General features: G+C 69.5%; 27 protein-coding genes. 7 read left to right on the top strand and 20 right to left on the bottom strand.

Annotated features, from left to right (window positions below):
• Positions 1-86 precede the first annotated feature (86 nt).
• Entirely contained in the window at positions 87-932 is an 846-nt protein-coding gene (gene hisG, locus ACIG5F_RS44770; RefSeq protein ID WP_396526353.1) for an ATP phosphoribosyltransferase, read from the bottom strand.
• A gap of 20 nt (positions 933-952) precedes the next feature.
• Positions 953-1,216 (bottom strand): phosphoribosyl-ATP diphosphatase, encoded by a 264-nt coding sequence (locus ACIG5F_RS44765; RefSeq protein ID WP_211767659.1) that lies wholly within the window; start codon positions 1,214-1,216, stop codon positions 953-955.
• Positions 1,217-1,343: 127 nt separating this feature from the next.
• Between ACIG5F_RS44765 and ACIG5F_RS44760 the strand changes: the two genes are divergently transcribed.
• Entirely contained in the window at positions 1,344-2,417 is a 1,074-nt protein-coding gene (locus ACIG5F_RS44760; RefSeq protein WP_396526348.1) for an NAD(P)-binding domain-containing protein, read from the top strand.
• Positions 2,418-2,428: 11 nt separating this feature from the next.
• Positions 2,429-3,349, top strand: a complete 921-nt coding sequence (locus ACIG5F_RS44755) for a patatin family protein (RefSeq protein ID WP_396526347.1) — start codon at positions 2,429-2,431, stop codon at positions 3,347-3,349.
• 357 nt (positions 3,350-3,706) lie between these two features.
• Here the strand turns inward: ACIG5F_RS44755 and ACIG5F_RS44750 are convergent, their stop codons facing one another.
• From ACIG5F_RS44750 to ACIG5F_RS44730, 5 genes are all read right to left on the bottom strand, one after another.
• Entirely contained in the window at positions 3,707-3,988 is a 282-nt protein-coding gene (locus ACIG5F_RS44750) for a hypothetical protein (RefSeq protein ID WP_396526346.1), read from the bottom strand.
• A gap of 11 nt (positions 3,989-3,999) precedes the next feature.
• Positions 4,000-5,403 (bottom strand): DUF4331 domain-containing protein, encoded by a 1,404-nt coding sequence (locus tag ACIG5F_RS44745; RefSeq protein WP_396526345.1) that lies wholly within the window; start codon positions 5,401-5,403, stop codon positions 4,000-4,002.
• A gap of 17 nt (positions 5,404-5,420) precedes the next feature.
• A complete protein-coding gene (locus tag ACIG5F_RS44740; protein WP_396526344.1) occupies positions 5,421-5,684 on the bottom strand; it encodes a hypothetical protein in 264 nt (87 codons plus the stop codon).
• 114 nt (positions 5,685-5,798) lie between these two features.
• A complete protein-coding gene (locus tag ACIG5F_RS44735; protein WP_396526343.1) occupies positions 5,799-6,815 on the bottom strand; it encodes a beta-ketoacyl-ACP synthase III in 1,017 nt (338 codons plus the stop codon).
• 259 nt (positions 6,816-7,074) lie between these two features.
• Positions 7,075-7,707 (bottom strand): HAD family hydrolase, encoded by a 633-nt coding sequence (locus tag ACIG5F_RS44730; RefSeq protein ID WP_396526352.1) that lies wholly within the window; start codon positions 7,705-7,707, stop codon positions 7,075-7,077.
• 209 nt (positions 7,708-7,916) lie between these two features.
• Here ACIG5F_RS44730 and ACIG5F_RS44725 point away from each other — a divergent pair, with 209 nt between their 5' ends.
• Entirely contained in the window at positions 7,917-8,840 is a 924-nt protein-coding gene (locus tag ACIG5F_RS44725) for a PAC2 family protein (RefSeq protein WP_396526342.1), read from the top strand.
• A gap of 141 nt (positions 8,841-8,981) precedes the next feature.
• Here ACIG5F_RS44725 and ACIG5F_RS44720 read toward each other — a convergent pair whose 3' ends face one another.
• Genes ACIG5F_RS44720 through pdhA form a run of 3 tightly spaced genes read right to left on the bottom strand, consistent with a single transcriptional unit; the run spans position 8,982 to position 12,276 of the window.
• A complete protein-coding gene (locus ACIG5F_RS44720; protein WP_396526341.1) occupies positions 8,982-10,175 on the bottom strand; it encodes a dihydrolipoamide acetyltransferase family protein in 1,194 nt (397 codons plus the stop codon).
• Positions 10,172-11,185, bottom strand: coding sequence for an alpha-ketoacid dehydrogenase subunit beta (locus ACIG5F_RS44715; RefSeq protein ID WP_396526340.1), 1,014 nt, complete (start codon positions 11,183-11,185; stop codon positions 10,172-10,174). The genes ACIG5F_RS44720 and ACIG5F_RS44715 overlap by 4 nt, the downstream gene beginning before the upstream one ends.
• Complete coding sequence (pdhA, locus tag ACIG5F_RS44710) at positions 11,185-12,276, bottom strand: pyruvate dehydrogenase (acetyl-transferring) E1 component subunit alpha (protein ID WP_396526339.1); 1,092 nt, start codon at positions 12,274-12,276, stop codon at positions 11,185-11,187. The genes ACIG5F_RS44715 and pdhA overlap by 1 nt, the downstream gene beginning before the upstream one ends.
• A 116-nt stretch (positions 12,277-12,392) precedes the next feature.
• Between pdhA and ACIG5F_RS44705 the strand changes: the two genes are divergently transcribed.
• A complete protein-coding gene (locus ACIG5F_RS44705) occupies positions 12,393-12,890 on the top strand; it encodes an Lrp/AsnC family transcriptional regulator (RefSeq protein ID WP_396526338.1) in 498 nt (165 codons plus the stop codon).
• Positions 12,891-12,968: 78 nt separating this feature from the next.
• Here the strand turns inward: ACIG5F_RS44705 and ACIG5F_RS44700 are convergent, their stop codons facing one another.
• Both ACIG5F_RS44700 and ACIG5F_RS44695 read right to left on the bottom strand, forming a co-directional pair.
• Positions 12,969-13,778, bottom strand: a complete 810-nt coding sequence (locus tag ACIG5F_RS44700; RefSeq protein WP_396526337.1) for a VC0807 family protein — start codon at positions 13,776-13,778, stop codon at positions 12,969-12,971.
• A complete protein-coding gene (locus ACIG5F_RS44695; RefSeq protein ID WP_396526336.1) occupies positions 13,775-14,254 on the bottom strand; it encodes a MarR family winged helix-turn-helix transcriptional regulator in 480 nt (159 codons plus the stop codon). The genes ACIG5F_RS44700 and ACIG5F_RS44695 overlap by 4 nt, the downstream gene beginning before the upstream one ends.
• A 140-nt stretch (positions 14,255-14,394) precedes the next feature.
• Between ACIG5F_RS44695 and ACIG5F_RS44690 the strand changes: the two genes are divergently transcribed.
• Positions 14,395-15,255: an SAM-dependent methyltransferase gene (locus ACIG5F_RS44690; RefSeq protein WP_396526335.1), complete on the top strand. Its 861-nt coding sequence runs from the start codon at positions 14,395-14,397 to the stop codon at positions 15,253-15,255.
• 179 nt (positions 15,256-15,434) lie between these two features.
• On the opposite strand, the gene ACIG5F_RS44685 is transcribed toward ACIG5F_RS44690, so the two are convergent.
• Positions 15,435-16,445, bottom strand: a complete 1,011-nt coding sequence (locus ACIG5F_RS44685; protein ID WP_396526351.1) for an MBL fold metallo-hydrolase — start codon at positions 16,443-16,445, stop codon at positions 15,435-15,437.
• 178 nt (positions 16,446-16,623) lie between these two features.
• Here ACIG5F_RS44685 and ACIG5F_RS44680 point away from each other — a divergent pair, with 178 nt between their 5' ends.
• On the top strand, positions 16,624-17,772 hold the full coding sequence (locus ACIG5F_RS44680; protein ID WP_396526334.1) for a glycoside hydrolase family 105 protein: 1,149 nt from the start codon (positions 16,624-16,626) through the stop codon (positions 17,770-17,772).
• Positions 17,773-18,227: 455 nt separating this feature from the next.
• A complete protein-coding gene (locus ACIG5F_RS44675) occupies positions 18,228-18,698 on the top strand; it encodes a hypothetical protein (protein ID WP_396526333.1) in 471 nt (156 codons plus the stop codon).
• Positions 18,699-18,762: 64 nt separating this feature from the next.
• On the opposite strand, the gene ACIG5F_RS44670 is transcribed toward ACIG5F_RS44675, so the two are convergent.
• The 7 genes from ACIG5F_RS44670 to ACIG5F_RS44640 form a co-directional block, all read right to left on the bottom strand.
• Complete coding sequence (locus tag ACIG5F_RS44670) at positions 18,763-19,233, bottom strand: YbaK/EbsC family protein (protein WP_396526332.1); 471 nt, start codon at positions 19,231-19,233, stop codon at positions 18,763-18,765.
• Between the two features lie 37 nt (positions 19,234-19,270).
• A complete protein-coding gene (locus ACIG5F_RS44665; RefSeq protein ID WP_396526331.1) occupies positions 19,271-19,651 on the bottom strand; it encodes an SCP2 sterol-binding domain-containing protein in 381 nt (126 codons plus the stop codon).
• A gap of 17 nt (positions 19,652-19,668) precedes the next feature.
• On the bottom strand, positions 19,669-21,060 hold the full coding sequence (locus ACIG5F_RS44660) for a glycosyltransferase family 4 protein (protein ID WP_396526330.1): 1,392 nt from the start codon (positions 21,058-21,060) through the stop codon (positions 19,669-19,671).
• Positions 21,057-22,112 (bottom strand): 2-oxo acid dehydrogenase subunit E2, encoded by a 1,056-nt coding sequence (locus ACIG5F_RS44655; protein WP_396526329.1) that lies wholly within the window; start codon positions 22,110-22,112, stop codon positions 21,057-21,059. The genes ACIG5F_RS44660 and ACIG5F_RS44655 overlap by 4 nt, the downstream gene beginning before the upstream one ends.
• Positions 22,109-24,103 carry a dehydrogenase E1 component subunit alpha/beta gene (locus tag ACIG5F_RS44650; protein WP_396526328.1) on the bottom strand — a complete coding sequence of 665 codons (1,995 nt, stop codon included), beginning with the start codon at positions 24,101-24,103 and terminating at the stop codon, positions 22,109-22,111. The genes ACIG5F_RS44655 and ACIG5F_RS44650 overlap by 4 nt, the downstream gene beginning before the upstream one ends.
• A gap of 5 nt (positions 24,104-24,108) precedes the next feature.
• Positions 24,109-24,327 carry an MbtH family protein gene (locus ACIG5F_RS44645; protein ID WP_396526327.1) on the bottom strand — a complete coding sequence of 73 codons (219 nt, stop codon included), beginning with the start codon at positions 24,325-24,327 and terminating at the stop codon, positions 24,109-24,111.
• Positions 24,328-24,400: 73 nt separating this feature from the next.
• On the bottom strand, positions 24,401-25,612 hold the full coding sequence (locus tag ACIG5F_RS44640; RefSeq protein ID WP_396526326.1) for an MFS transporter: 1,212 nt from the start codon (positions 25,610-25,612) through the stop codon (positions 24,401-24,403).
• Positions 25,613-25,629: the final 17 nt, after the last annotated feature.

The following is a 25,629-nucleotide window of genomic DNA, read 5'->3' as shown; positions in this document are numbered from 1 at the left end:
GCCGCGCCCCCCGCCCCGCGCTTGTCCGGGGGCTGCCCCCCCCGCCGTGGGGAGGAAAGCCCCCTTCCAAGCGCGAAAACTGGGGGTCAGAGGCGGCAGGAGCGGATGTCGGAGGACAGGATGGCCTTGGCGCCCAGGGCCGACAGCTCGTCCATGATCTTGTTGGCTTCCTTGCGCGGCACCATCGCGCGCACGGCGTTCCAGCTCTCGTCGGCCAGCGGCGCGACCGTCGGCGACTCCAGGCCCGGCGTGACCTTGAGCGCCTGCTCCAGCAGCGTCTTGGGGCAGTCGTAGTCCAGCATCACGTACTGCTGGGCCAGCACCACGCCCTTGAGGCGGGCGGTCAGCTGGGCCATCGGCCCGGTCAGCTCCGCGCCCTCCCGCTTGACCAGGTACGCCTCGGACTCGCAGATCACGTCGCCGAAGGCCACCAGGTTGTGCTGGCGCAGCGTCCGCCCGGAGCCGACGACGTCGGCGATGGCGTCGGCCACGCCCAGCTGCACGGAGATCTCCACCGCGCCGTCCAGGCGGATCACGTCGGCCTCGATGCCCCGGCGGCTCAGGTCGTCGACCACCAGCCGCGGGTAGGCGGTGGCCAGCCGCATGCCCTGGAGGTCCTCGATCTTCCACTCCCGGCCGGCCGGGCCGGCGTAGCGGAACTTCGAGGCGCCGAAGCCCAGCGCCAGCAGCTCCTGCACGCCGGCGCCGGAGTCCCAGGCCAGGTCCAGGCCGGTGATGCCCAGGTCGAGCTCGCCGGAGCCGACGTAGATGGCGATGTCCTTGGGCCGCAGGAAGAAGAACTCGACGTCGTTGGCCACGTCGAGCACGGTCAGGTCGCGCGACTCATGGCGTCCCCGATATCCCGCCTCGGCCAGCATCTCGGCGGACTTCTCGGCAAGGGCGCCCTTGTTGGGCACCGCGACGCGCAGCATCTGCTTACTCCCGGTGTCGCTCATAGGTGACGGTAGACGTCGTCGAGGGTCAGGTCGCGGCCCAGCATCAACACCTGGACGCGGTAGAGCAACTGGGATATCTCCTCGGCCAGCCGCTCGTCGGACTCATGCTCGGCGGCGATCCAGACCTCGCCCGCCTCCTCCAGGACCTTCTTGCCCTGGGCATGGATGCCGTCGTCCAGCGCCGCCACCGTGCCCGAGCCGGCGGGCCGGGTCTTCTTGCGGTCGGTCAGCTCCGCGAACAGCTCGTCGAACGTCTTCACGGGAGCTGATCCTCCCATCCCCGGCCCGGCCTGGTCGTACGCGGGGGTGGGCGTTCAGCGGTCCGTCGCCTGGCGGCAACCCTGGCTGTGAGCAATCAGACAGGCCGGGCGGAAGGACCGCGACGCCGTGGCCGTTCTGGTGAGTGTGGACATCGACGTGGTGGTGATCGGGGCCGGTCAGGCCGGGTTGTCGGCCAGCTACTTCCTGCGGCACTACGGCGTCGAGCACGTGGTGCTGGACGGGGCGCCGGGGCCGGGCGGGGCGTGGCAGCACCGCTGGCCGTCGCTGCGGCTGGGCAAGGTGCACGGCATCCACGACCTGCCGGACATGCCGCTGGGCCGGCCGGACGAGTCGCGGCCGGCGTCCGAGGTGGTGTCGGAGTACTTCGAGGCGTTCGAACGCGCGAACGCGTTGCCGGTAAGACGACCCGTTCGTGTGACCGCCGTTCGGGAGAACGGCGACGGTCGGCTGTTCGTCGTCACCGACCAGGGCACCTGGATCGCCCGCGCGGTGATCAACGCGACCGGGACCTGGGAGCGGCCGTTCTGGCCGTACTACGAGGGGCAGCGCTCCTTCCGCGGCCGGCAGCTGCACACCGCCGACTACCAGGGGCCGGAGGAGATGACCGGCAAGCGCGTGGTCGTGGTCGGCGGCGGGGCGTCGGCGACGCAGGCGCTGGCCGAGATCTCCCTGGTCGCGGCGGACACGACGTGGGTGACGCGGCGGCCACCGATCTGGCGGGAGGGTCCGTTCAAGGAGCAGGACGGCCGGGCGGCGGTGGCGTTGGTGGATGAGCGCGTTCGCGCCGGTCTGCCACCCATCAGTGTGGTCGGTGTGACCGGATTGGGGGTCACGCCGGACGTCGCCGACGCACGGGCCCGGGGCGTGATGGAGCGGCTGCCGATGTTCGACCGGGTCGTGCCCGATGGCGTGGAGTGGAACGACGGGCGGCACGTGCCGGCCGACGTGATCTTGTGGGCGACCGGTTTCCGGGCCGCGTTGGACCATCTCAAGCCGCTGCACCTGCGTGCCCCCGGTGGCGGGATCCTGATGGACGGCACCCGGGTCGTCGTCGATCCGCGGCTTCACCTGGTCGGGTACGGGCCGTCGGCTAGTACCGTGGGCGCGACGAGGGCAGGGCGTGCCGCGGCCCGGGAGATCCGGGACCTGCTGGCGGAGCGGGCGGTCAGCGCCGCCTGAGAGGCGGGCGTGTGGATTTCGTGCACGGCGACCTGGACGTGCTGGACGTCGTGAAGGCGCGGCGGGCCGCCGGCAGCCGGCCGGGGCGGCGCAAGGACGGGCTGCGGATCGCGCTCGTCGTCGAGGGCGGCGGCATGCGGGGCGTCTACGCCGGCGGCATGGTCTCCGCGCTGGAGGCGCTGGGCCTGCGCGACTCGTTCGACGACATCTACGGCACCTCCGCCGGGGCGTTCTCCGCCGTCGCGCTGGCCGTCGGCAAGGGTTGCGAGGCCGGGGCCGTGTACTACGAGGACCTGGCCTCCCGCGACTTCATCAACTACCGCCGGGCGCTGACCGGCCGTGGGCCGCTGATCAGCCTCGACTACGTCGTCGACCACGTGCTGGAGAAGACCAAGCCGCTCAACTACGAGCTGCTGGCCGGCTCCGACATCCCCGTCCGCACGGTCGCCACGCGCCTGGACACCGGCGCCGCCGAGGAGCTCTGCGACCTCGCCTCGGCCGACGACTGGCGCGCCGCGCTGCGGGCCACCTCCTGCGTGCCGTTCCTCTGTGGGCCGGCCGTGCCGCTTCAGGGCACCCGCTGGATCGACGGCTCCGTCGCCGAGCCCATCGCCATCGAGCGGGCGCTGGAGCGGGACGCCACTCACGTGCTGGTGCTGCTTTCCCGTGCCCCCACGGAGAAATCCCCCAAGGGCGGCGAGCATCCCCTGATATCCGTGGTGGCGCGGGGTCTCGACCCGGTCGTCGCGCAAGCCCTGCGGCACCGGGCCAAGAAGCACGCCAGCGCCATGGAGCTGTTGACCGGCAAGGGTTTGCTCGCCGTCCGCCCGGCCACCGACTGCGGCGTCAACGGCCTGACCACCAACATCCCCCGCCTACGCCGCGCCTCAGAGACCGGCGCCGCCGCCGTGCGGGCATTGTTCGCCGCCTAGATCATCCGCGCTGAGCAGCCCCCAAATCGAGGCTAGTCGCCGAACCTGGCAGCCTCGGCCGAGCTGCTGAGCAGCCGTCCCGGTCGTGGGTCTTCATGATCGGCCAGCCGGTGCTGAGCAGCCCCCAAATCCAGGCTAGACCCTGAACCTGGCAGCTCGGGCGGGGTGGGGATTGCGCCGGCAGGGCAAGGGATCCCTTGCTCGGCCGCGCATTGCCAGGTTCGAGTGGTTGGATTGATTCGGGGGCTGCTCAGTTCGATTCGGGGACTGCTCTGGTTCAGCGGCTGCTCAGGTTCGGCGGCTGCCCAGGTTCGGCGGCTGCCCAGGTTGATCCGGGGAGTGCTCGGGTCGTGCGGGTCACCAGGTGTACTCGGCGACGTGGCCGCCCTTGATCTCGACGGTGCCGTGGACGGTGGAGTGGTCGCGCCAGACGGTGTAGTGGCCGGCTTGCACCCGGGGGAAGACGGCGTTGTGGCGGACGCCGTCGGGGAGGTGTCTGGGGTGCACCTGGTTGTGGAAGCGCTGGTGGTCGAAGCCCAGCGGGCTGAGTTCGATCTCGGCGTGGTCGAGGTCGGGGCCGGTGTGGATGACCAGCGCCCCGATGTCGCCGCCGATGTCGAGGACCAGGCTGTCGGACAAGGCTAATCCTCCTATTTGGCCGGGGTGTCGAAGCCGTCGTGCGGCAGACCGAGGTACGGGAAGTGGGGCATGAACGGGATGTCGAGGTTCGCCGGGGTGAGCCCGTCGGTGAGCTGGCCGGCGACGGCGTCGGGCTTGAAGGTCTTGTCGATGAGGCTGAAGGTCACGCCGGCGATGGCGCGAAGCTCGACCGACACCACGTCGTCGTAGACCCGGCGGCCGTTGGGGAAGCCGGCCAGGTCGCCGCCGACGAGGCCCAGGATGTTGGGCTTCGAGGCGGGCGGCACGGCGGTGTTGAGGCGCAGCATGTCGGCCTGCACCTGGCCGGTGTTGTTCTGGAAGCCGTTGACGACACCGGACGGCAGCCCGGTCAGCAGCACGGCGGCGAGGTCGTCGCGGGACTTGCCGGCCTTGTTGAGGGCGTCGAGGTTCGGGAACGCGCCGGGGTAGAGCACCGGCAGCAGGCCGGCCAGCTCGGGCTTGGTCACGAACTGGGCGAAGTTCTTGTCGTCGGCCGGCTCCGAGCGATTCCACTCGTCCTTGCGGGACATGGGAATCAGCACCTCGTTGACCAGCGGGTTGCCCAGCCGGGACACCTGGTTCCACGGCCCGGACCACTCGTGCTTGCGCTTGACGTCGTCCCACAGCTTGACCTGCTGGCGGCTCGCTGCGGTCCACACCCCGATGACGGCGGCCGGGTTGTTGACGTCCTTGGCGTTGTAGCCGCCGCGGGTGAGGTCCGAGATGGGCACCTGTAGCGCGATGGTGTGCACGTTGAGGTCCTTGGTGGCGTTCACGCCCCCGGAGTTGACCAGCTTGGCCAGCCCGAAGTTGTTGTGCGCGGCGTCGAACGGGCGCAGCCGGCCGAGGTCGAAGATCGAGCCGAGGTCGACGTAGAAGCCGTCGGAGCGCTGCCCGGCGAACACCTTGCGGCCGCCGCCGAGGTCGTGGATGGCGTCGGCGGCCAGCTTGCCGTAGTTCGGCGTGGACAGCGGCCCGATGTTGCACGGCGGGCTGGCCAGGTTGCGGCCGACGGTCTGGGCGGTGGCCTGGTTGCCGCTGTGCACGATCTTGGCCACGTCGTAGAACTGCTTGCGGTTCCAGTTCTTGGAGTCCAGCGACTCGATCGGCCCGGTGTTGTAGAGGAACGTGTTGTTGTTGCCCAGCACGGTCTTGAACCGGAACTGGTAGGTCACGTCGGGCCGGCCGTCGCCATTGTTGTCGATGTTGATCTCGTACAGCACGTCCTCGCCGAACTCAAAGAAGTTCGGGCCGGCAGCCGGCGACTGGAGCGGCACGTAGTTGGCGATCAGGGTGACCGTGTTGGGCACGTCGGGGCTGACGAACGCGTACAGGTCCGCGGAGTCGGCGACCGGGTCCTGGGAGATCTCGGGGGCTTCGCGATGCGATGACACGGAACGGTTTCTCCTCGTCAGCGGGCGGCCTGGGCCAGGCGGGCGGCCAGTTGCGGGTCTTTGAGCCGGACCACCCTGGTGCCGACGAAGATGTCGATGTCCCCCGACGCGACATCCCGGACGTGCGCGACCACGGGCTCGCCGGTGGCCTGCGCCTCGGTCTGCGCCGACGCGCCCGTGGTGAACGCCTCGACGGCGACACCGCCGACGACGCCGGCGGCGCCGACGGCCAGCGCGCCGCGGAACAGGCGGCGGCGCGACAGTGGGGAAAGACTTGTCATGATCCGGTTCTCCAGACAGAAGGTACGAACTGGCGCAGTCGGGTCACCAGATCACTTCGCGCGGAGAACCTGATCAGTTCACTCGAACGCTAGTTGCAACTCATATGCAACAAGCTAGGGCAGCACGACCACCTGGCCGGCGAAGCTCAGACCAGCGCCGAAGCCCAGCAAGAGGGCGGTGTCGCCGCTGCGGGCCTCGCCCGAGGCCAGCAGCGCCTCCATGGCCAACGGCACCGAGGCGGCCGAGGTGTTGCCCTGCTCGACCACGTCCCGGGCGACGGCCACGGTCGGCGGCAGCCGCAGCGACTTGGCCAGCGCGCTGGTGATCCGGTCATTGGCCTGGTGCGGGATGAACGCCCCGAGGTCGGCCACGTCCACGCCGGCCGCGGCCAGCGTGCGGCGGGCCACCTTGGCCATCTCCACGGTCGCCCAGCGGAACACCGGCTGACCGTTCATGCGCAGCGCCGGGGCCTCGGCCGACGGGTCCTTGGCCAACTGGTCGCGCCAGTCCAGCCAGCTGTGGTCCTGGCTGATGAGCTCGCCCTGGGTGCCGTCGCTCCCCCACACCACCGGCCCGATGCCGGGCTCCTCGCTGCGGCCGACCACGACCGCGCCGGCCCCGTCGGCGAACAGGAAGGCGGTGCCGCGGTCCCGGTCGTCGATCAGGTCGGTCATCCGCTCCACGCCGATCAGCAGCACGGTCTCGGCGCTGCCGCCGCGCACGATGTCGCCGGCCAGGGCCAGGCCGTAGCAGAAGCCGGCACAGGCGGCGGAGATGTCCATCGCGCCGGCGTTGACCGCGCCGACCAGGGTGGCGACCTCGCTGGCCGCCGCCGGCGTCTGTTTGAGGTTGGAGATGGTGGCCAGCAGCACGCAGCCGATGTCGGCCGGGTCGACGCCGCTGCGCTCGATGGCCTCGGCGGCGGCCGCGGCGGCCATGGCCACGATGGTCTCGTCCTCGCCGGCCCAGCGCCGGCGCTGGATGCCCGAGCGGGTGCGGATCCATGCGTCGGACGAGTCGATGAGCCCGGCCACCTCGTCGTTGTCCACGACCAGCCGGGGCCGGTACACGCCGATGCCGAGCATGGCGGCATGGCGCGCGGGAGCGCTGGTGCGAATGGACGCCCTCACAGTGGCGGCTCCTGTCCTCGGGAAAGACACGTTCCCCCAAGGAGATCCGCTACCGATCGGTAAGGCAATTCACCTGACCGGTCGGGCACCGTCAGCTGCGCCACACCGGAAAAACGACCCTGTCTCGTTTCGAAAAATCGTTCGGGAAAACAAATCGGGCGCCGCGGGCCGCGATGGCCCGCGGCGCCCATCCTGTCCCCGGTAGTGTCTGACAGAATGCCAGCCGGCTGAGTGATATACCAGCGGCAAGTGCCATTGGTCAGGGCAGAAGTACCCCCAGGGCCGGCACGTCCACGCCGACCAGCGTCTCGCGGCGCACCATGCCCGGCCCGATCGGCACGTCCACGTCGCACGGCACGACCAGCACCGTGCAGCCGGCCGCCGCCGCCGAGGCCGAGCCGGTCGGCGAGTCCTCCACCGCCACGCAGTCGGCCGGGGCCACGCCCAGCAGCCGTGCCGCCTTCAGGTACGGCTCGGGCAGCGGCTTGTTGCGGCCGTCGACCTCGTCGCCGCAGATGGTCACGTCGAAGAAGTCACGGCCGATCGTGTCGAGGGCGATCTCGGTCAGCGCGCGCTCGGTCGAGGTGACCAACGCCGTCGGCACGCCCGCCGCCCGCACCGCCGCGAGCAGTTCCGCCGCGCCCGGCCGCCACGGCAGGCCGTCGTGGAACAGCTCCTCTGTTCGCTTGGTGAGAAACCGGCACGCCTCGTCCATGGCCACCGGGTCCAGGGGCAGCCCCAGGTCCTGGAACATCAGCACCATGGTGCGGTCCATGTTGGACCCGATCATCTCCGCCCTGGTCTCGGGCGTGAGCGCCCCGCCGAGGTGGGTGGCCACATCGGCCAGCGAGACGTCCCAGACCTTCTCGGAGTCGATGAGGGTGCCGTCCATGTCGAACAGCACCGCCGCCGGCCTGCGCACCGGTTTCTCCCGCCTGTCGAAGTCAGTGCCACCGCGGCCAACCGTAACCGAGCGGGCGGCGGCCACCGACCGTTCGCGGGCCGGTGCGGCCAGCGCCACACCCTTGCCCGTTACGACGCGCGGGCAGTTATGAGGTGCACCGAACGAGTTCGGCCGGGGCTGGGTCGTAGGCTGGGCCGGTGACCGATCCGGACCTGAACCCAGAGGACGCCTCGGCCGAGCAGCGTCAGCTCGTCGACCCCGTCCTCGTCGCCGCTTTCGAAGGGTGGAACGACGCCGGCGACGCCGCCAGCACCGCGATCGAGCACCTCGAACTCACCTGGGACGCCACTCCCCTCGCCGAACTCGACCCCGACGACTACTACGACTTCCAGGTCACGCGACCAACGGTCCGGATGGTCGAGGGCATCACGCGGCGGATCGAGTGGCCCACCACCCGGCTGTCGGTGTGCCGCCCGCCGGGGTCCTCGGTGGACGTGGTGCTCGTGCACGGCATCGAGCCGAACATGCGCTGGCGCAAGTTCTGCGCCGAGCTCATCGGCCATGTCGAGCGGCTGGGCGTGACCACCGTCGTGACGCTGGGGGCCATGCTGATGGACACCCCGCACACCCGTCCCGTGCCGGTCACCGGCATGGCCTACGACGCCAACTCCGCGGCCAAGTTCGGCCTGGAGAGCTCCCGGTACGAGGGCGCCACCGGCATCGTCGGCGTGTTCCAGGACGCCTGCGTGCAGGCCGGCGTGCCCGCCATCTCGTTCTGGGCCGCCGTGCCGCACTACGTGTCGCAGCCGCCCGCGCCCAAGGCCACCCTGGCGCTGCTGCACCGCGTCGAGGAGGCCCTGGACATCGAGGTGCCGCTCGGGGCGCTGCCGGAGCAGGCCGAGGAGTGGGAGCAGACCGTCACCGAGATGGCCGAGGAGGACGAGGACGTGCGCAACTACGTCCGCGCCCTCGAGGAGCGCGGCGACGCCGACGCCGACAACCAGCTCAGCGAGACCAGCGGCGACGCCATCGCCGCCGATTTCGAGCGCTACCTGCGCCGCCGTGGTCGCGGCGGCCCCGGCCAGCGCGGCGACGGGCCGCCGGGCCCGTTCGACCGCTGATTGCCGTCCGATAACAGAGGCGGCGGAGTCCCGACTCCGCCGCCTCTTTTTCCGCCCCGAATCGGTCTATTCGCACCAGCGAATGCCACATGTGGCCCACATTCGACTCCCAGCGCCACATGTGGCGAAGAATGGGGTGCGTCAGAGGCCCTGCAACAGGACGAGGGGGCGTTCGACGCAGTCGGCGACGTAGCGAAGGAAGCCGCCGGCCACGCCGCCGTCGCAGACGCGGTGGTCGAAGGTGAAGGACAGCTGGGTCACCTTGCGCACGGCGAGCTGGCCGTCGACGGCCCACGGCTTGTCGACGATGCGGCCGACGCCGAGCAGGCCGGCTTCGGGGTGGTTGATGATGGGGGTGGAGCCGTCGACGCCGAACACGCCGTAGTTGTTGAGGGTGAAGGTGCCGCCGGTCATGTCCTCGACGGCCAGCGTGCCGGCGCGGGCGAGTTCGGTGAGGCGGGTGAGCTCGGCGGCCAGCTCGACCGTGGTGAGGCGGTCGGCGCCGCGGACGACGGGGACGACCAGCCCCCGGTCGGACTGGACGGCGAAGCCCAGGTTGACCGAGCGGAGCCGGACGATCTCCTGGCGTTCGGTGTCCACGGTGGAATTGAGCTCAGGGTAGCGGGCCAGCCCGGCCACGACGATGCGGGCCATCATGGCCAGCACGCCGACGCCGACGACCTTGCGGGCCTCCATCAGGCCGGTGGCGTCGACATCGACCCAGGTGGTGGCGTCGGGAATCTCGTGCCGGCTGCGGGAAAGCTTGTCGGCGATGGCCCGCCGCATGCCGCGCAGCGGGATCCGCTCGCCGTCGACGGCCGGCGCGGGCTTGGCCACGGCGGCCTCGACGTCCTGGCGGAGGATGATCGAGTCGGGACCGGACGGCGTGACCGTGGCCAGGTCGATCCCGTTGTCCCGGGCCAACTTCCGGACCAACGGGGAGATCACCCGCGGGGCCTGCGCGACGGCGGGCTCGGCGACGGCGACCGTGGCGACGGTGGCCTTGGCCCGGCGGCGACGGGTCCGCGGCTGCTCCTTGGTGCCGTAGCCGATCAGCACGTTGCCGGAGCCGCCGGTCTCCTCCGGCACGACAGCGGATCCGACGGCGATCAGCGGCTCCCCCACCGACACCACGGAACCGGCCTCGGCGAACAGCTTCAGCACGGTGCCCTCGAACGGCACCGGCACCTCGACGGCCGCCTTGGCCGTCTCGACCTCGATCACCACCTGGTCCACGTGCACAGTGTCGCCGACGGCGACCTTCCAGCCGAGCACCTCGGCCTCGGTCAGCCCCTCCCCCAGGTCGGGCAGCCGGAACAGCTGTTCGGTCGTCATGAATGGGCCCCCGTGAGATACCGGTGGTCGGGCTCGTCGTCGAACTGCAGGCGGTCCACGGCGTCCAGCACCCGGTCCACGCTGGGCAGGTGCGAGTGCTCCAGCATCGGCGGCGGGTAGGGGATGTCGAATCCGGCCACGCGGATCACCGGCGCGGCCAGCGAGTGGAAGCAGCGTTCCTGGATCCGGGCCACGATCTCGGCCCCGAAGCCGGCGAAGCCGGACGCCTCCTGCACGACCACGCAGCGCCCGGTCCGGCGCACCGACCGCATCACGGTGTCGTCGTCGAACGGCACCAGCGACCGCAGGTCGATCACCTCCAGCTCGATGCCCTCCTCGGCGGCCGCCGCCGCGGCCTGCATGGCCACCGGCACCGACGGCCCGTAGGCGACGAGCGTGACATCCTTGCCGTGCCGGCGAATCGCGGCGTGCCCGAGCGGCTCGTCGATCCGCCGCAGCTCAATGTCCTCTTTGGACCAGTACAGCTTCTTGGGCTCCATGAAGATCACGGGGTCCGGGTCGTCGATCGCCTCGCGCAACAAGGTGTACGCGTCGTTGACGGTCGCCGGCGACACCACCTTCAGGCCCGGAGTGTGCACGTAGTAGGCCTCGCTGGAGTCGCAGTGGTGCTCGACGCCGCCGATGCCGCCGGCGTAGGGCACGCGGATGACCATCGGCACGGTCAGGTGGCCGCGGGTCCGGTTGCGCAGCTTGGCCACGTGCGAGGTGATCTGCTCGAAGGCCGGGTAGGCGAACGCGTCGAACTGCATCTCCACGACCGGCTTGAAGCCGCCCATGGCCATGCCCAGCGCGAAGCCGACGATGCCGGCCTCGGCCAGCGGCGTGTCGAAGCACCGCTGCTCGCCGAAGTCCCTGGTCAGGCCGTCGGTGATGCGGAAGACGCCGCCGAGCTGGCCGACGTCCTCGCCGAAGACCAGCACCCGCTCGTCCTCGGTCATCGCGTCGCGCAGCGCGCGGTTGAGCGCCTGCGCCATGGTGGTGGCGGCCATCAGCCCTCCTGGGCCTTGAGCTCGGCGGCCAGCAGGTCACGCTGCTCGACGAGCTGCGTGGTGGGCCGGGCGTACACGTGGTCGAACAGGGCCAGCGGGTCCAGGTGCGGCTCGGCGTTCATGCGGCTGCGCAGGTCGGCGGCCAGCCGCTCGCCCTCGGCCTGGAACTCGGCGACGTCCTCGTCGGTCAGGGCGCCGCTGGCGCGCAGGTGCTTGTCCAGGCGGGACAGGGGATCCGCGTCCAGCCAGCGGTCCACGTCGGCGCTGTCCCGGTAGCGGGTGGCGTCGTCGGCGTTGGTGTGGGCCTCGATGCGGTAGGTGTGCGCCTCGACGAGGAACGGCCGGCCGGCGCGGGCGTGCTCGAAAGCCTTGTGCAGCACGGCGAGCATGGCCACCGGGTCGTTGCCGTCGACCTGCTCGGAGCGCACGCCGTAGCCGACTCCCTTGTACGCCAAGGAGGGCGCCTTGCTCTGCTTCTCCAGCGGCACGGAGATGGCGAACCCGTTGTTCTGCACCAGGAAGACCACCGGCGCCTCGAACACGGCGGCGAAGTTCAGCGCCTCGTGGAAGTCGCCCTCGCTGGTCGCGCCGTCACCGATCAGGGCCAGCGTCGCACTGTCGGTTCCCTTGCGCCGCAAGGCATAGGCCAGGCCGGTGGCGTGCAGCGTCTGGGTGGACAGCGGGGTGCACTGCGGGGCGGTGCGGGTGGCGTTCGGGTCGTAGCCGCAGTGGGCGTCGCCGCGCAGCAGGCCGAGGGCCTCGACCGGGTCCAGGCCCCGGGAGACCATGGCCATGGTGTCGCGGTAGGTCGGGAACAGCCAGTCGTCCTCGCGCAGCGCCATGGCCGCCGCGATCTGGCAGGCCTCCTGGCCCCGGCTGGACGGGTAGACGGCCAGCCGACCCTGCTTGGTCAGGGCCGTGGCCTGGGTGTCGAAGCGGCGTCCCACCACCATCCGGCGGTAGGCCTCGCGCAGCTCCTCGACGCTCGGCTGGGTGTAGCCGGCGGGTCCGTCGACGGGGGTGCCGTCTTCGGCGAGGTAGCGCACGGGGGTGGCCGAGGGCAGCAGGTCGGTGGCGAGGTGGTCGGACACCGGGGTCCTCCTTCGGCAGACGTTTGCAGGCGCTTTCTCGACATTCTGAGCTCCTTGTCCGAGACTGAAGGAAGATCCGTGACAGATTTCCGCCGATACGCCGTCTGGAGAGCCATTTGCCCATCGAGACACAGGTCACAACGCCGCCGGCCGGACGTTCGGCCGCCGAGCTGGACGACGTGGACCGGGCCATCCTCGCCGAGCTGCGGCGGGACGGCCGGATGTCGATCAGGACGCTGGCCGAGCGCGTGCACATCTCGCGCACGAGCGCCTACGCGCGGTTGGACCGGCTGCTGGCCGACCAGGTGATCACCGGCTTCACCGCCGAGGTCTCGCCGCGCCGGGCCGGGCTGGGCACGAGCGCGTACGTGCTGCTGACCATCGAGCAGAACACCTGGCGCTCGGTGGCCAAGGCGCTGCGCGGCATCCGCTACATCGAGCACCTGGCCCTGGTCGGCGGCGACTTCGACGTGCTGGCCCTGGTGCACGCGCCGGACAACGTGGCGCTGCGCGAGGTGGTGCTGGAGAAGATCCAGGGCGTGAAGGGCGTGCGCGGCACCCGGACCTGGCTCGTCTTCGAGGAGGACCCCGGCCTCGGCCCCCAATGGGCTTAACAAAAGCAAACGCCACATGCGCTTCCTATGTGGCATCTGGGCCCACATGGGAAGCGCATGTGAAAAAAAGGGAGGGAGTTAGGCGGGGAGCTCGGCCTCGACCAGGCGGGTGAGGCGGGGCACCAGGAGCGCCTTGAGGCCGATCAGGAACAGCGCGAACAGGCCGATCACCGGGAGCTGGGAGGCGAGGCTGGAGGCGGCCACGTCGTCGGCGCCGAACTGGAAGGCCAGCACGACCCGCAGCACGGCCTCGGCCAGCAGCACCAGGCCCAGGGCGGCGGTGCCGATCCGTTCGAGGCGGCGGAATTCGGCCGAGTTCCGCCAGGCCTGGTCGTAGGCGAGGTCGCGTTTGGGGTCGCCGGCGACGGCCATCGGCCGGGCCACGACGTACAGGAAGGCCTTGCCCCGGAACACCGTCGCGAAGACGTAGACGGCGGCGACGAAGGTGTAGAAGGCGGGGCGGGCGACCAGGAAGCGCGGGTCGCCGCTGGAGACGAAGCTGAGCGCGACGCCGAGGGCCAGTTCGGTCAGCACCAGCACGGCGAAGCCGTCCAGCCGGCGGCGGCGGATGATCGAGATGGCGACGCCGATGCCTTGCACCACAACGCCGGCGACCATGGCGACCACGGCGCCGGCGCCGGCGGCGTAGAGGCCGAACAGCACCGCCAGCGAGGCGATGGTGCTGGCCAGCAGCAGCACGGTGTCGCGGTCAGTGCTGTCGGACAGCTTGCCGAAGGCGGCCTTGCCGCCGACGAGGATGCCGCCGGCGGTCAGCGACAGCACCGATGGGACGCCGAGTGGTTGCAGGACAAGGTAAACCACCGTCGGCAGGACGATGTCGACCGCCATGTCCAGCAGTGCCACGAGTAAGATCCGGGCCTTGTTCATTCGTTCCCCCTGGCTCTGCGGCGGCCACGCTCGGGCCGCGATTCCTGTTCTTGTTCGCTCACGGCGGCCTTGCCGCGCTCGAACTTCCACAGCAGGCGGGTGAGCTCCCGGACCTCGGCCGGATCCCAGTCCGCGACGAACTTCTCGAAGCGGCGCATGCCGAACTCGGTCAGCTCGGCGATCTGCCGGCGGCCCGGCTCGGTCAGCTCGGCGACGAACGCCCGGCCGTCGCGCGGGTCGGGCCGGACCGCGACCTTGCCCTCGTCCTCCAGGTCGCGCAGCTGCCGGGTGACCAGCGACCGGTCCACGCCCAGCAGCTCGGCCAGCTCCGACGGCCGGCTGCCCTCGTTCATGGCGACGGCCTGCAACAGCCGCAGTTCACTGGCCTTGGGCCGCTGCTTGGCCGCCCGCGTCATGCCGTTGTTGACCGTGAACAGGGCGGCGACCAGGCCTTCGACATCCTTGCGGTCCACCATGCCGATCAGCGTACACGTAGTTGACGGAGTCCATCAACTAGATTCAGCCGACAGGGTGACCCGCCTCACAAGGTTGGTTAGTCCTACTAAGTGATACGTTCCGTGCACAACTGACTACGCGATGTCGGGAGGGGTCACCGATGACGCAGCAGGCCGACTGGGACATCGTCACCGATGTGGGCATCACCGCGCTGGGCGTCGCCGCCGCGCGGGCCATCGAGAGCCACCGCGAGAACCGGCTGATGTCGGATCCGTACGCCGAGCTCTTCGTAGCCGCGGCGCGGCCGCCGACGCCGATGCCGACCAGCCCGAAGGAGACGACCGCGGACGGGCCGTGGTCGGCGATGGCCGACTACCTGGCCGTGCGGTCCCGCTACTTCGACGAGTTCTTCGCCGCCGGGCCGACCGCCCAGACCGTGCTGCTGGCCTCCGGCCTCGACGTGCGCGGCTACCGGCTGGACTGGCCGGCCGACACCGTCGTCTACGAGCTGGACGTGCCCAAGGTATTGCAGTTCAAGCAGAACGTCCTCAGCGACAACGGCGTCTCGGCCCGGGCCGAGATCAGGCCGGTCGCCGTGGACCTGCGCGACGACTGGCCCACCGCGTTGCTGGGGGCCGGTTTCGACCGGTCCACGCCGGCAGCCTGGCTGGCCGAGGGGCTGCTGCCGTTCCTGCCCGACGACGCGGTCGAGCGGCTGTTCGGCATCGTCGACCGGCTCTCCGCGCCCGGCAGCCGGTTCGCCATCGAGCACGTCGACGCCGACCCGCGGGAACTGGCCACCCTGCCGCCGATGAACACCATGGCCGGGGAGATGGGCCTGACCGTCACCGACATGTGGCCGGCGGACAAGGTCTTCCCGCCGGTGAGCTGGCTGGCCGACCACGGCTGGCGGGTCACCAGCTCACCGATCGGGCCGGTCGCCGAGGGCTACGGTCGCCAGTTCGGGCCCAACAGCGCCGGCCTCCGCCACACCGTCCTGATCACCGCCACCAAGGGCTGAGCGATGCCAGGAAAGGCCCGATACCGGCGCAGTGAAAGGGCCTTTCCTGGCGTTTTTTGTGTCATGAAGGGCCCCATACTGACGTTCAGCGTGAGGAAGGGCCCCTTCATGACACCAGACGTCATGATGGGGCCCTTCCTGACGTTGAACGTGAGGATCGGTCCCTTGATCTTGAGGAGTCAGGCCCGGTAGCGGGCCACACCGTCCACTGTGGACGAACGCAGTCGGCCGTCGCGCACGAGAACGTCGAGGTGCGCCGAGGTCTCGCCGATCGCCAGCATCCGGTTGAAGCCGTCCATCTCGGACAGCTTGCGGTTGTGGCGGGTCCAGCCCAGCCGGCCGGCCACGTCCGCCGCCGTCGCCTCGTCCGAGCCGAGCGCCCGCTCGGTCTCGTCCAGGCGGCGGCGGTGGTGGTCGAGCAGCTCGTCGACCCGGACGTGCGTGGAGTCGGTGACGGGGCCGTGCGCCGGCAGCAGCCGCATGTCCGGGTGCTCGCGCACCAGGCGCAGCGAGGCCAGGTAGTCCCCCAGCGGCAGCTCCTGGCGGACCAGCTCGAAGCCGATCGACGGCGTGATGTGCGGCAGGATGTGGTCGCCCGCGAACAACAGGGACGATTCCTGGTCCAGGAACACCACGTGGCCGGCCGTGTGGCCCGGCGTCGGCAGCGCCAGCAAGGTCCGGCTGTTCAGCCGGATCTCCGTCGTGCCGCGAATCCACTCGTCCGGCTGCTCGTAGCCCTCGCGCCGGGCCCCGTCGCGTTCGCCCGCGCGCTCGGCCTTCTCGAACGCCCGACGCATCCGGTCGGCCATGTCCTGCGCGCCCCAGCGCACCAGGTCGGCGAGCTGGCCCTGCACCCGGCCGTTGAGGATCGCCTCAAGCGACGGCTGCTCTCCGATGCCCAGGCTCACCCGCATGCCGAACGTGCGGCGCAGCTGGACGCCCAGCGTGTAGTGGTCGCGGTGCACGTGGGTGACCAGGAACCGGCTGATGCTCTCGAAACCCCGGCCGATGCTGCCCAGCGCCTGTTCCAGCTGGTCGCGGGCCTCGTCGAGGGCCCAGCCCGAGTCGATCAGCACCAGCTCCTCGCCGTCGGCCACCGCGTACACGTTCACCGCGCGCAGGCCGTCGTTGGGCAGCGGCAGCGGAATCCGGTACACGCCCGGCGCCACCTCGAACGCCCCCGGCTCCATCCACGCCGACCGAGCCTCAGCGATATCAGTTGCCAAAGCCAACCTCCCTTTTCGGGAGTGTGCCACAGGGGCCCGGTCGGCCTCTTGCGGCTGTGACGGATATCCGTGTACCAGTACGGAGGAAAGCGCTCCCACAACGATGTCGGGCCGCCGCCGGGCTCGGGGTGGAGGAACAACCATGTCCAGCTCGATCTCCAGGCGTGCCTTCGGCCGCCTGGCCGTGTTGACCGGCGGGGCCCTGGCCGCCACCGGCGCGGCCGCCGCCACCGACTGGTCCAAGGCCGTCGTGGACTCGACCATCGCCCGCAACCCCGACCCCAAGTCGCTCGGCGGCTGGGGCTACACCCAGGGCCTGTTCCTGTACGCCACGTACCTCGTCTACCAGCGGCTGCGCACGCCGTCCTACCTGGCGTACATCAAGAAGTGGGTGGACTACTCGGTCGACGCCAACGGGCACATCAACGACCCGTTCAACAGCCTCGACGCCATGCAGGCCGGCAACCTGCTGCTGATCCTGCACCAGGAGACCGGGGACGCCCGCTACCGCACCGCCGCGCAGCAGATTCGCACCCGTGTCACCAGTTACCCCCGGACGAGTGACGGCGCCATGTGGCACTCCACCTCGTTCACCCAACAGCTGTGGTGCGACGGCCTGTACATGGCGCAGCCGTTCATCGCCCGCTACGGGCAGCGCTACAACGACCAGACCTTCTGCTTCCAGGAGGCCACCCACAACCTGACCACCTACTTCGGGCACCTCACCTCGTCCACCGGCCTGCTCTTCCACGCCTACTCCTCCGACGGCCGCGCCTCGTGGGCCAACGCCACCACCCACACCTCGCCCTACTTCTGGGCCCGCGCCATCGGCTGGGTCGCCCTGGCCCACTTCGACGTGCTCGACGTCCTGCCCGCCGCCGACTCCCGCCGGGCCGCCCTGATCAAGAACGTCCAGCAGCTCGTCAACGCCTTCGTGAAGTACCAGGACCCGGCCACCGGCCGCTGGTTCCAGATCGTCGACAAGGGCTCCGATCCCAACAACTGGACCGAGACCTCCGCGTCCTCGATGTACACCTACGCCATCTCCCGCGCGGTCCGCGCCGGCTACGTCCCCGCCACCCTCCAGTCCGCCGCCCAGAAGGGCTATGCCGGCGTCCTGGCCAAGGTCACCCTCGGCTCCGACGGCCGCACCAACATCGCCGACATCTGCCCGGGCACCGCCGTCACCAACTCCCTCTCCGGCTACTACAGCCGCCCCCGCACCGCCAACGACCAACACGGCCTTGGCACCTTCCTCCTGATGAACGAGGAGCTCACCCGCCCGTCCTGACCAGCGCATCCACCTGTGTCAACCGGGGATTTCCTCGGCTGACCGCCAACCTGGTCCCGTACCTGTCCCCGAGCTTCGGCCCGGTCCGCCACCGTCTCCAGCCGTGACGACAACCGAGCCGCCAGACGGCCGGACGGCATCGGTGACCCCTACCGTGTCAACTATTGGACGGTACTGTGCGCTGACCTGCGGAAACACAACTTCCACAGGTCAGCGCCGGTCCGTTCAGAGTCGTTGAATGCAGTTCAGAGCCGTTGGCCGCGTCCGCCTGCTCCCCATTTGCTCCCCAACGCTGCTCCCCAACGCCGCCATCACCTACCGGTAGCTCCCCTCTGTGGCCAAGTACCCTTCGACCGGGAGGCGCGCTGCCGGACTGGCTTGCGCCGACCATGGGCGAGGTTGGGCTCTGATCTGATCACGGCCTGACGCGACGAAACAGGCCACCGTTCTTCAGCATGTTGATGGTCAACGGCGGTTGGCACGACCGCCCGCCGGGTCAGAACGGCGAGTCGCTTCTCGTCCGGTGGAGCGAAGCCATCAGGCTGATGCGGTCGGACAGCGTCGTCGCGGACGAGGTGGACGCCTTGTTCGCGGAGGTGCCCTTCCCGGATGGCGTCCCGCGCACGATCGCCTACCAACTCGCCACTGCGGCAGGTGCTGACGACATCGGCATTCGCCTGAAGAGCGATCTTCTCGACCATCTGCGGGCCGTGGCGCCCGACCACGCCGCCACGGCCGCTGCGCAGCACCTCGTCGACGCCGCCGCGCAGGTGGCGAAGCGCATCCTGCTCACGTCCGGCAACCTGCTCCTGCTCGACAACGACCGATGGGGACACGGCCTTGAATCCGTCGTGGGCCGCCAAAGGCGCGACGACGGCACGATGCGCCTCAACCCGCGGGAACTATGGAGTGTGACGATCGGGTGAGCGCACGACCCCGGCAGTGCGCGAGCACAGCTGGGGGTGCCGGTCGCGGGCCCGGCCAAGTCGGTCACGATTCGCATGCTGGGCGGGAGATACGGGCCAGCCTGGCATTGGCGACGAACAGGTAGTCGCGAACCGCCAAGGCGATCGACCGATCGAGGCGGGCCGCATTGAAGTAGATCATCTCGTGGTCGAGCAGGCGCACGTCGACGAGCAGGTCGAGGTCGGCGTCGAAGGTGAACGGCGGGATCGAACCCACGACGCCGCGACCGTAGCGCTCGGCCAGGTCCGGTGGGGCAAGTGTGGCATCGTGGCGGCCATAGAGCCGTTTGATCGCCTTGAAGTCGACCCGTCGGTGACCCTCCACCACGGCGAGGACGAAGCGCGGCCGATCGACGCCCCTCACCTCAGTGATCATGCATTTGGCCGCGCTGCGAACCTCGTGTCCTCGGACACGGCTGGCCCGTTCGGTGTTGCCGACCGGGGAATGCCTCAACACTCTGTAGGGCACGCCGTGCAGATCCAACAGGTGCAGCAACGCCGGGAACCCATCGCCGTGGTCCGTCGATGGTTGGTCAGTAGACACATTCGACCTCGTTCATCGCCCAGGCGACCTCGTCCAGAACCTCCTCAAGGCCCGTCAATTTGCCGAGGTCGCCGTCCGTGGTGATCAGGCCTGCGCGAAACGCCTCGCCGGGCATGAGTTCTCGGCGGGCGATCCGGGCCGCGGTGTCGTAGTCGTACGACAGCCGCACGTCGGGATCGCTGTCCGGCCCTGGCCGTAACACGACGCCGTCGGGCGTGATCCGCAGGTTCATTCGGGCTGTGTCGGTGTCTGAGCTGGTCACGTCGATGTTCAGCCGGCAGTCGGTGCCCTCAGCGGAATCGAGGATATCGGTGTTCTCCGCGAGCACAGCTGCGACCTCGGCGGTCCATTCCGGGCTGAGGAATCGCATGGTGGTCACTTCCTTTGTCAAAGGTACTGCTCGACGACGGAGAGGATCGACCGGGCCTGGGCGCGCACATCGTGCTGCGTCCGTACGTACTCGGCGGCCTTGGCCCCTTTGCCATTGCCGTCGCGCCATGCGGTGCGGGCGGCACGAAGCTGCCGAATCCCGTCCTGCTCATCCACGAGCCAGTAGTTCCCGGCCGGTCCGTAGTTGGCGACGAAATCGGCGACGAACTCTTCGCCCGGCGCGTCCGCCGGCACGGTCTCCGAGCAACGGATCGGCCACGCCCATTCGTCATCGAGGTAGTCGAGCATGCCGGAGTTGCTGGCGCACACCAGTTCCATGCCTGATGCCATGGCCTCCATCGGTGGCAGGCCCACGCCCTCCGCCTTGGACGGCCAGAGGAAGCAGTCATGAGAGCGGTAGAGGTCGGCCACATCGGTCGGGCTGTCATCCGCGCGCCGGATGGAGATGCGCTGATCACCGGCGGCCGCGGCCTTGATCGCATGCTCGAGCTTGCCACGGTTGTGGATGGTCAACTGCCAGGACGGATCACCTTCGCTCGCCGCCTGGAAAATGCGGATCGCGCTCTCCACGTTCTTACGCGGTGTCAGCGCGCCGAGGATCAAGACCTTGAACACGTCGGCCGGCTGACGGTCGACGGGCGTGAAGACGTCGGTGTCCACACCGGACACCAGCACCGAGATCGGCACGGTCACGCCGGCCCGCGTCCAGGTCTCCCGTTGGAAGCTCGATGTCACGATCAGATGTGTGCACCGGTTGACCCGTTCGGCGAAGCACGCCGGCACGGTGTCGGTGTCGTGCTGGGTGATCGCGATCTTGATCGGGGACGGGTTCTCGTACAGGACCGGATCGAACGGCGGTGTCATCGCGACGGCGATTCGGGTCGGAGGCGCGGTGTGCCGAGCCTGCTCGATGACGAACTGGTCGACGTACTGGCATTCGGCCTGGTACTGCACCGAGTGCTGGTACTGGCTGGGGTGCAGGCGCGCTTCGACGCCCAGGTCGCGTAGGCCGTGCCACATGTCGGTGGACTGCCGTCCGTATCCACGGACTGCGTCGATCGCGCCCCACCAGTCGATCAGCGGCCGGCCGTCCGGCGTCCTGGTCGGCAAATCGTCGCTGATGGCGGACAGGTCGAGTTGCAGGTTGTGCTCGGCGCCGCGTGTTGCCAACGCGCCGGCCGGCAGTTCGGTCCACGCGCCCGGCTCGAGGACATGACCGTCCAATGTGGCCGGATGTGAGTTGCGGTTGCGTGCCCGGATGGTGCGACCGGCGGGCAGGCCGGTGAACGAAAGCCCGTCGCCGAAGGGCGCGTCGTGCTGCCGCCAGCCCAGTCGCGGTCGGTCCCAGTAGTACCAGAGCGGGCCGGCGGATGTCGTCGTGGTGGTCATGGAATCTCCTCGTGGTCGGTCATGGTGTGCCGGCACCGGTTGAGGAATTGGCTGACCTCCCGGCCGGTGGTGACGCGGTGGTCGAAGGTCGCCGTGATGGTGATCGGCTCGCCCGGTAGGACGCGGTCGCCGCCGAGGCCGATGGCCAGTGCCTGGCCGTCGTTGAGCAACGGTTGGAAGAACAGCACGTCTTCCATGGACAGATCGCTGACCGTGACACCACCACCGGTGACGTCCGACACGGTCAGCGCGCCGTTGAGATACCGGCTGATCAGCTCACCGACACGCGCCTCGGTCGCCGCCAGGTCGAGTTTGTCGGCGTTGTGCACCACGCCGACTTTCAGGCCGTCGTCGAGATCGATCGCGATGCCTACCTCAATCGTGGAATGGGCGCGCACACCGTCGTCGAACCACGCGTTGAGCGCTGGAAACTCCCGCAGGGCGCTCGCGATCGCGTGCACGACGATCGCGAGCAGACGCATCGACGGCACCGGTGCGCCCGCCGCGCGTTTGCGTACGGCGGCACCGTCGAACTGCACGGTGATCGACGCATTGAGCACGTTGGCCTTGGTGAGCCGCTCGACCTCAAGGGCCTTCGCTCGGCCCAGCGGTTCCGCGGCGGCAGAGGTCAGAGCCTTGGCTGCGGCCTCTGCGTCGCGAAGGGTCACCACGGAGGTGCCGTCGAAGGCGTCCAGCGGAATGCTGTGCTCCTGGACGTAGTCCAACGCGGCCGGAGAGAACCGTTGAGCACCGGCGTCGGACGGTTCAGCGGCGGCAGGCCGGACACGTCGTGTGCGAGCCTCGTCAAGGTCGTCGTCGTTCGCGCAAACGAACGCGACGACGTCGCCGACCTGCGCCTCGTGCCGCACGGGCACCGCGGGCACCACGTAACCGTCGCCCGGCGCGGTGATCTCCACCGTGACCTTGGAAGTCTCGATCTCCAGTAATGCGTCGCCCTCGGTCACACGCTGGCCGTCCACGACGAACCACGCCGTGACGGTCGCGCACGCGTCGTTCACGCCCTCCTGCTCAAGACGAATCTCGCTGATCATCCGTCCATCACCGCCAATGCGGCCGCCACGATGTCCTCGACCTGAGGAATCGCGTCACGCTCCAACTCCCGCGCGGCCGGGATAGGGGTCTGTTTGGGCAACACCCGACGGCATTGCAATGGGCTGTCCGGCCGTGCTTCCACGAGCTGCGCCAGCAGTTCGGCGCCGAAACCAGCGAAGCCCGGCCCTTCCTCGGCGACCACGACACCGCGGCCCTGCGTGATCAGCTCCAGCAGGCCCGCCCACTGCATCGGAAAGATCTGCATGGGACACAAGACCTGGGCCAGCACGTCGTACCGGGTGAACAACGTGTCGCAGGCTTCGAGCAACTGGTCGCACATGCCTCCGTAGCCGACCAGTGCGACATCGGCACGACCGTCAGCCGATACCCGAGCGAGCGGGAAAGGATCATCGGAGTGCTCCACCGTGAACCCCTTGGGAGCGGTCGATCCGATTCGACGGCCGTAAAGCAGCTTGTTCTCCAGCAGGATCGTCGGGCCGTAGCCGCCGCGTCCCAAGGTGGCCACGAGATCGGCCGGATCGACCAGACTGTTGGCCGCCACGACACGTAGTCCGGGGGTGCCGAGGAACAACCGGTCGAGGGTCTGGCTGTGGGTGGGACCGTAGCCGCGGCGGCCGCCCATCGGCGTGCGTACGACGACGTCGACGGGTTCGGCATCCAAGCCACGGAGAAAGGCGATCTTGCTGGCCTGGTTGACCAGTTGGTCGGTCGCGAGTGTCATGAAGTCGCCGAACATGATCTCGACGAACGCGCGCATACCGCGCAGGGCGAGCCCGGTGCCGACGCCGACGATCGCCGCCTCGGAGATCGGAGTGTTGCGGACTTTGCCGGGGTGGTCGTCGGACAGTTCACGGGTGACCTTGAACGCGCCGCCGTAGGGTGCCTCGATGTCCTCGCCGAGCAGCATCAGCTCGGGGTGGGTGCGCATGGCGGCGGCCAGCGCGTCGTGCAGCGAGTCGACGAACCGTCGGCCGTCCAGCTCGACCGGATGTAGCCGGAGCTCACGTGTCGGCTCGTCAGCCGGAACAGGCCTCGGCCTTGGCGCAATGCGGGCGGCGGTGGTGGCGTCGTCCACCTGGTGCTGCGCTTCGGCGCGAAGCCGTTCGATGTCGGACCGTCCGGTGGCGACGAGCCGATTGAGCGGGTCACGCCTTTCGTAGTGCGCCACCTCGGCCGCACATCGGTCGTCGTCCCCCTTGGAGTGCGCACGAAGCCGGTAGGTCGCCACCCGCAGGAAGTAGGGACCCCGACCGTTGCGGGCGGCGTCGATCGCAAGCCCGGCTCGTCGCCACAGCGTCTCCCAGTCCCATGTGTCGGCTTCTCCGGTGGGCACACCGAACGCCGACGCCCGCGCGGCAACGTCGCCGGCAAGAGCGTCGGACTGCGGCGTGGACTGGGCATAGCCGTTGTCCTCCAACACGAACACGATCGGCAGACGCCACAGCGACGCGATATTGAGCACCTCGTACAGGATGCCTTCGCCGAGGGTGCCATCACCGATGAAGGCGACTGACACCTGGTGACCGCCGCGTACCTTCGCGGCCAGCGCCGCACCGGCCGCGATCGGCAAGCCGCCGCCGAGGATGCCGGTGGACAGGAAACCGTCGCGGCACAGGTGCTGGCTTCCACCTCTGCCCTGGCACGTGCCGGTCGCGCGCCCCATCACCTCGGCGATCAGGCCGGCGACGTCACCGGTCGCGGCGATGTAGTGACCGTGGCAGCGGTGATTGGAGAAGACCAGGTCGCCGCCGCGCAGGTGGTCGCCGATCGCCGCGGCGCTGAACTCCTGGCCGATGCACGTGTGCACGGTACCGACCAGCTCACCCTCGGCGAACAGGTCGAGCAGGCGTTCCTCCACGGCACGGATGAGGAACGCGGTGCGGATGATGTCGCTGCGGTTGGGTGGACCCGATCCGTTGCTTCGTAAAGGCGTCGGGTCATGCCGGGCGGGGGTGGCAACCTCGGGCACGCGTGTCACCCCGCCTCCGTGGATCGGGCGGCCATCCGCTCCCGCAGGCTTCGTGGACGCATGTCCGTCCACACGCGATCAATGTGCGCCAGGCACTCGGCCTTCACACCGCTTGTGCCCTCCGCGCGCCAGCCGGCGGGGATCTCTTGATCGCTGGGCCAGATCGAGTACTGCTCCTCATGGTTGACGACGACGTGATAGCTGGCGCTGCCGTTGTCGGGCATGGTGAAAATCCTTTCGCTCGGGCCGCCGCCGAACCCGCCACGTCATGGCGTGGAACGGCGACCTGTCGTTTCCTCAGTTGGTGGCACCGACATCTGCGCGGAGGGGCACAGCGCGGCGTACGGCGACAGCTAGGACGGCAGTGGACAGACAGGCAAGGGACAGCACAACGGGCAATGCGAACGCGGCGCCACCGAGCAGCAAGCCGGCCAGCGCCGGCCCGACGATCTGCCCGATCTGGGTGGACAGGTTGAACACGGCGTTGTAGCGGCCACGCAAATGGTCGGGCGCAAGGTCGTTGATCAGCGCCGGCAGCGTGGGCGCGAGCAACGCCTCGCCCAACGCGAACACCGCGAGCATCAACACCAACACCATCGCAAGGTGAGAGCCGCCGTGCCAGGTCGTCAGGAGCAGCAGCCAGGACACCCCGAAGGCGATGCCGGCAGCGGCCGCTCCCGTGGTGCGCTTGCGGCCCCGCAACCACCGGATGACGAACAGTTGGCTCAGCGCGATCACCGCGGTGTTCACCGCGAACGCGACGCCGACGACGGTCGTCGAACTGCCGGCCGGCCCGGTGGCCCATGCGGGGAAGGCCACGGTGCTCTGGCTCAGCGCGGCGGTCCAGAACAGGGTGTTGAGCAGGAACGAGGCCAGCAACGCACGATCGGACAGAACCTTTCGATAGCCGACTGTCGCGACGGCCCGATCCCGTGCGACTCGGGGCGCCCGGGACTCAAGCATCACCAACGCGACGGCGAACAACAGGAAGGACACGCCGTCGGCGAGGAACACGATCGCATACGCATGCGGCGAACCTGCGACGACCACGAAGCCCGCGGTGAGTGCGCCGAGGCCGATACCCACGTTGTACGTCGTGTAGCCCAGCCCGAACACGGCACCGCGCTGGCCGGGCGGCACGATCACGGCGAGCAGGCTGGACAGGCCGTTCGTCGTGATGCCACCGGACATGCCCAGCAGGACGCAAGCCGCCAACGCACTGATCGGAGATGCCGCCAGCACGAACGCCGCGGTGCCGACTCCGCCGATCACCTGCCCGACGGCAAAAGTCTTGAACGGACCGATCCGGTCGATCAGGATGCCGGCGACGGGCATCGTGGCCAACCCGGCCACGCCGATCGAACCGAGTAGGACACCAGACGTCGCCAGGTCGATCCCGCGTACCGCGTGCAGATAGACGATCAGGAACGGCCGCGTCAGGCCGCTGCCGAGGCAGGAAAGGGTGTTCAGGCCGAGCACCAGCCACGCGGTGCGGCCGATCGCCGGCACCAGCCGCCGCATGCCGG

Origin of the sequence: Kutzneria sp. NPDC052558, from assembly GCF_044547355.1 — a bacterium.
In the GTDB taxonomy this organism is placed as follows: domain Bacteria; phylum Actinomycetota; class Actinomycetes; order Mycobacteriales; family Pseudonocardiaceae; genus Kutzneria.
Note: the sequence above shows the minus strand (reverse complement) of the source record. Positions and strands in the feature narration are given on the sequence as shown.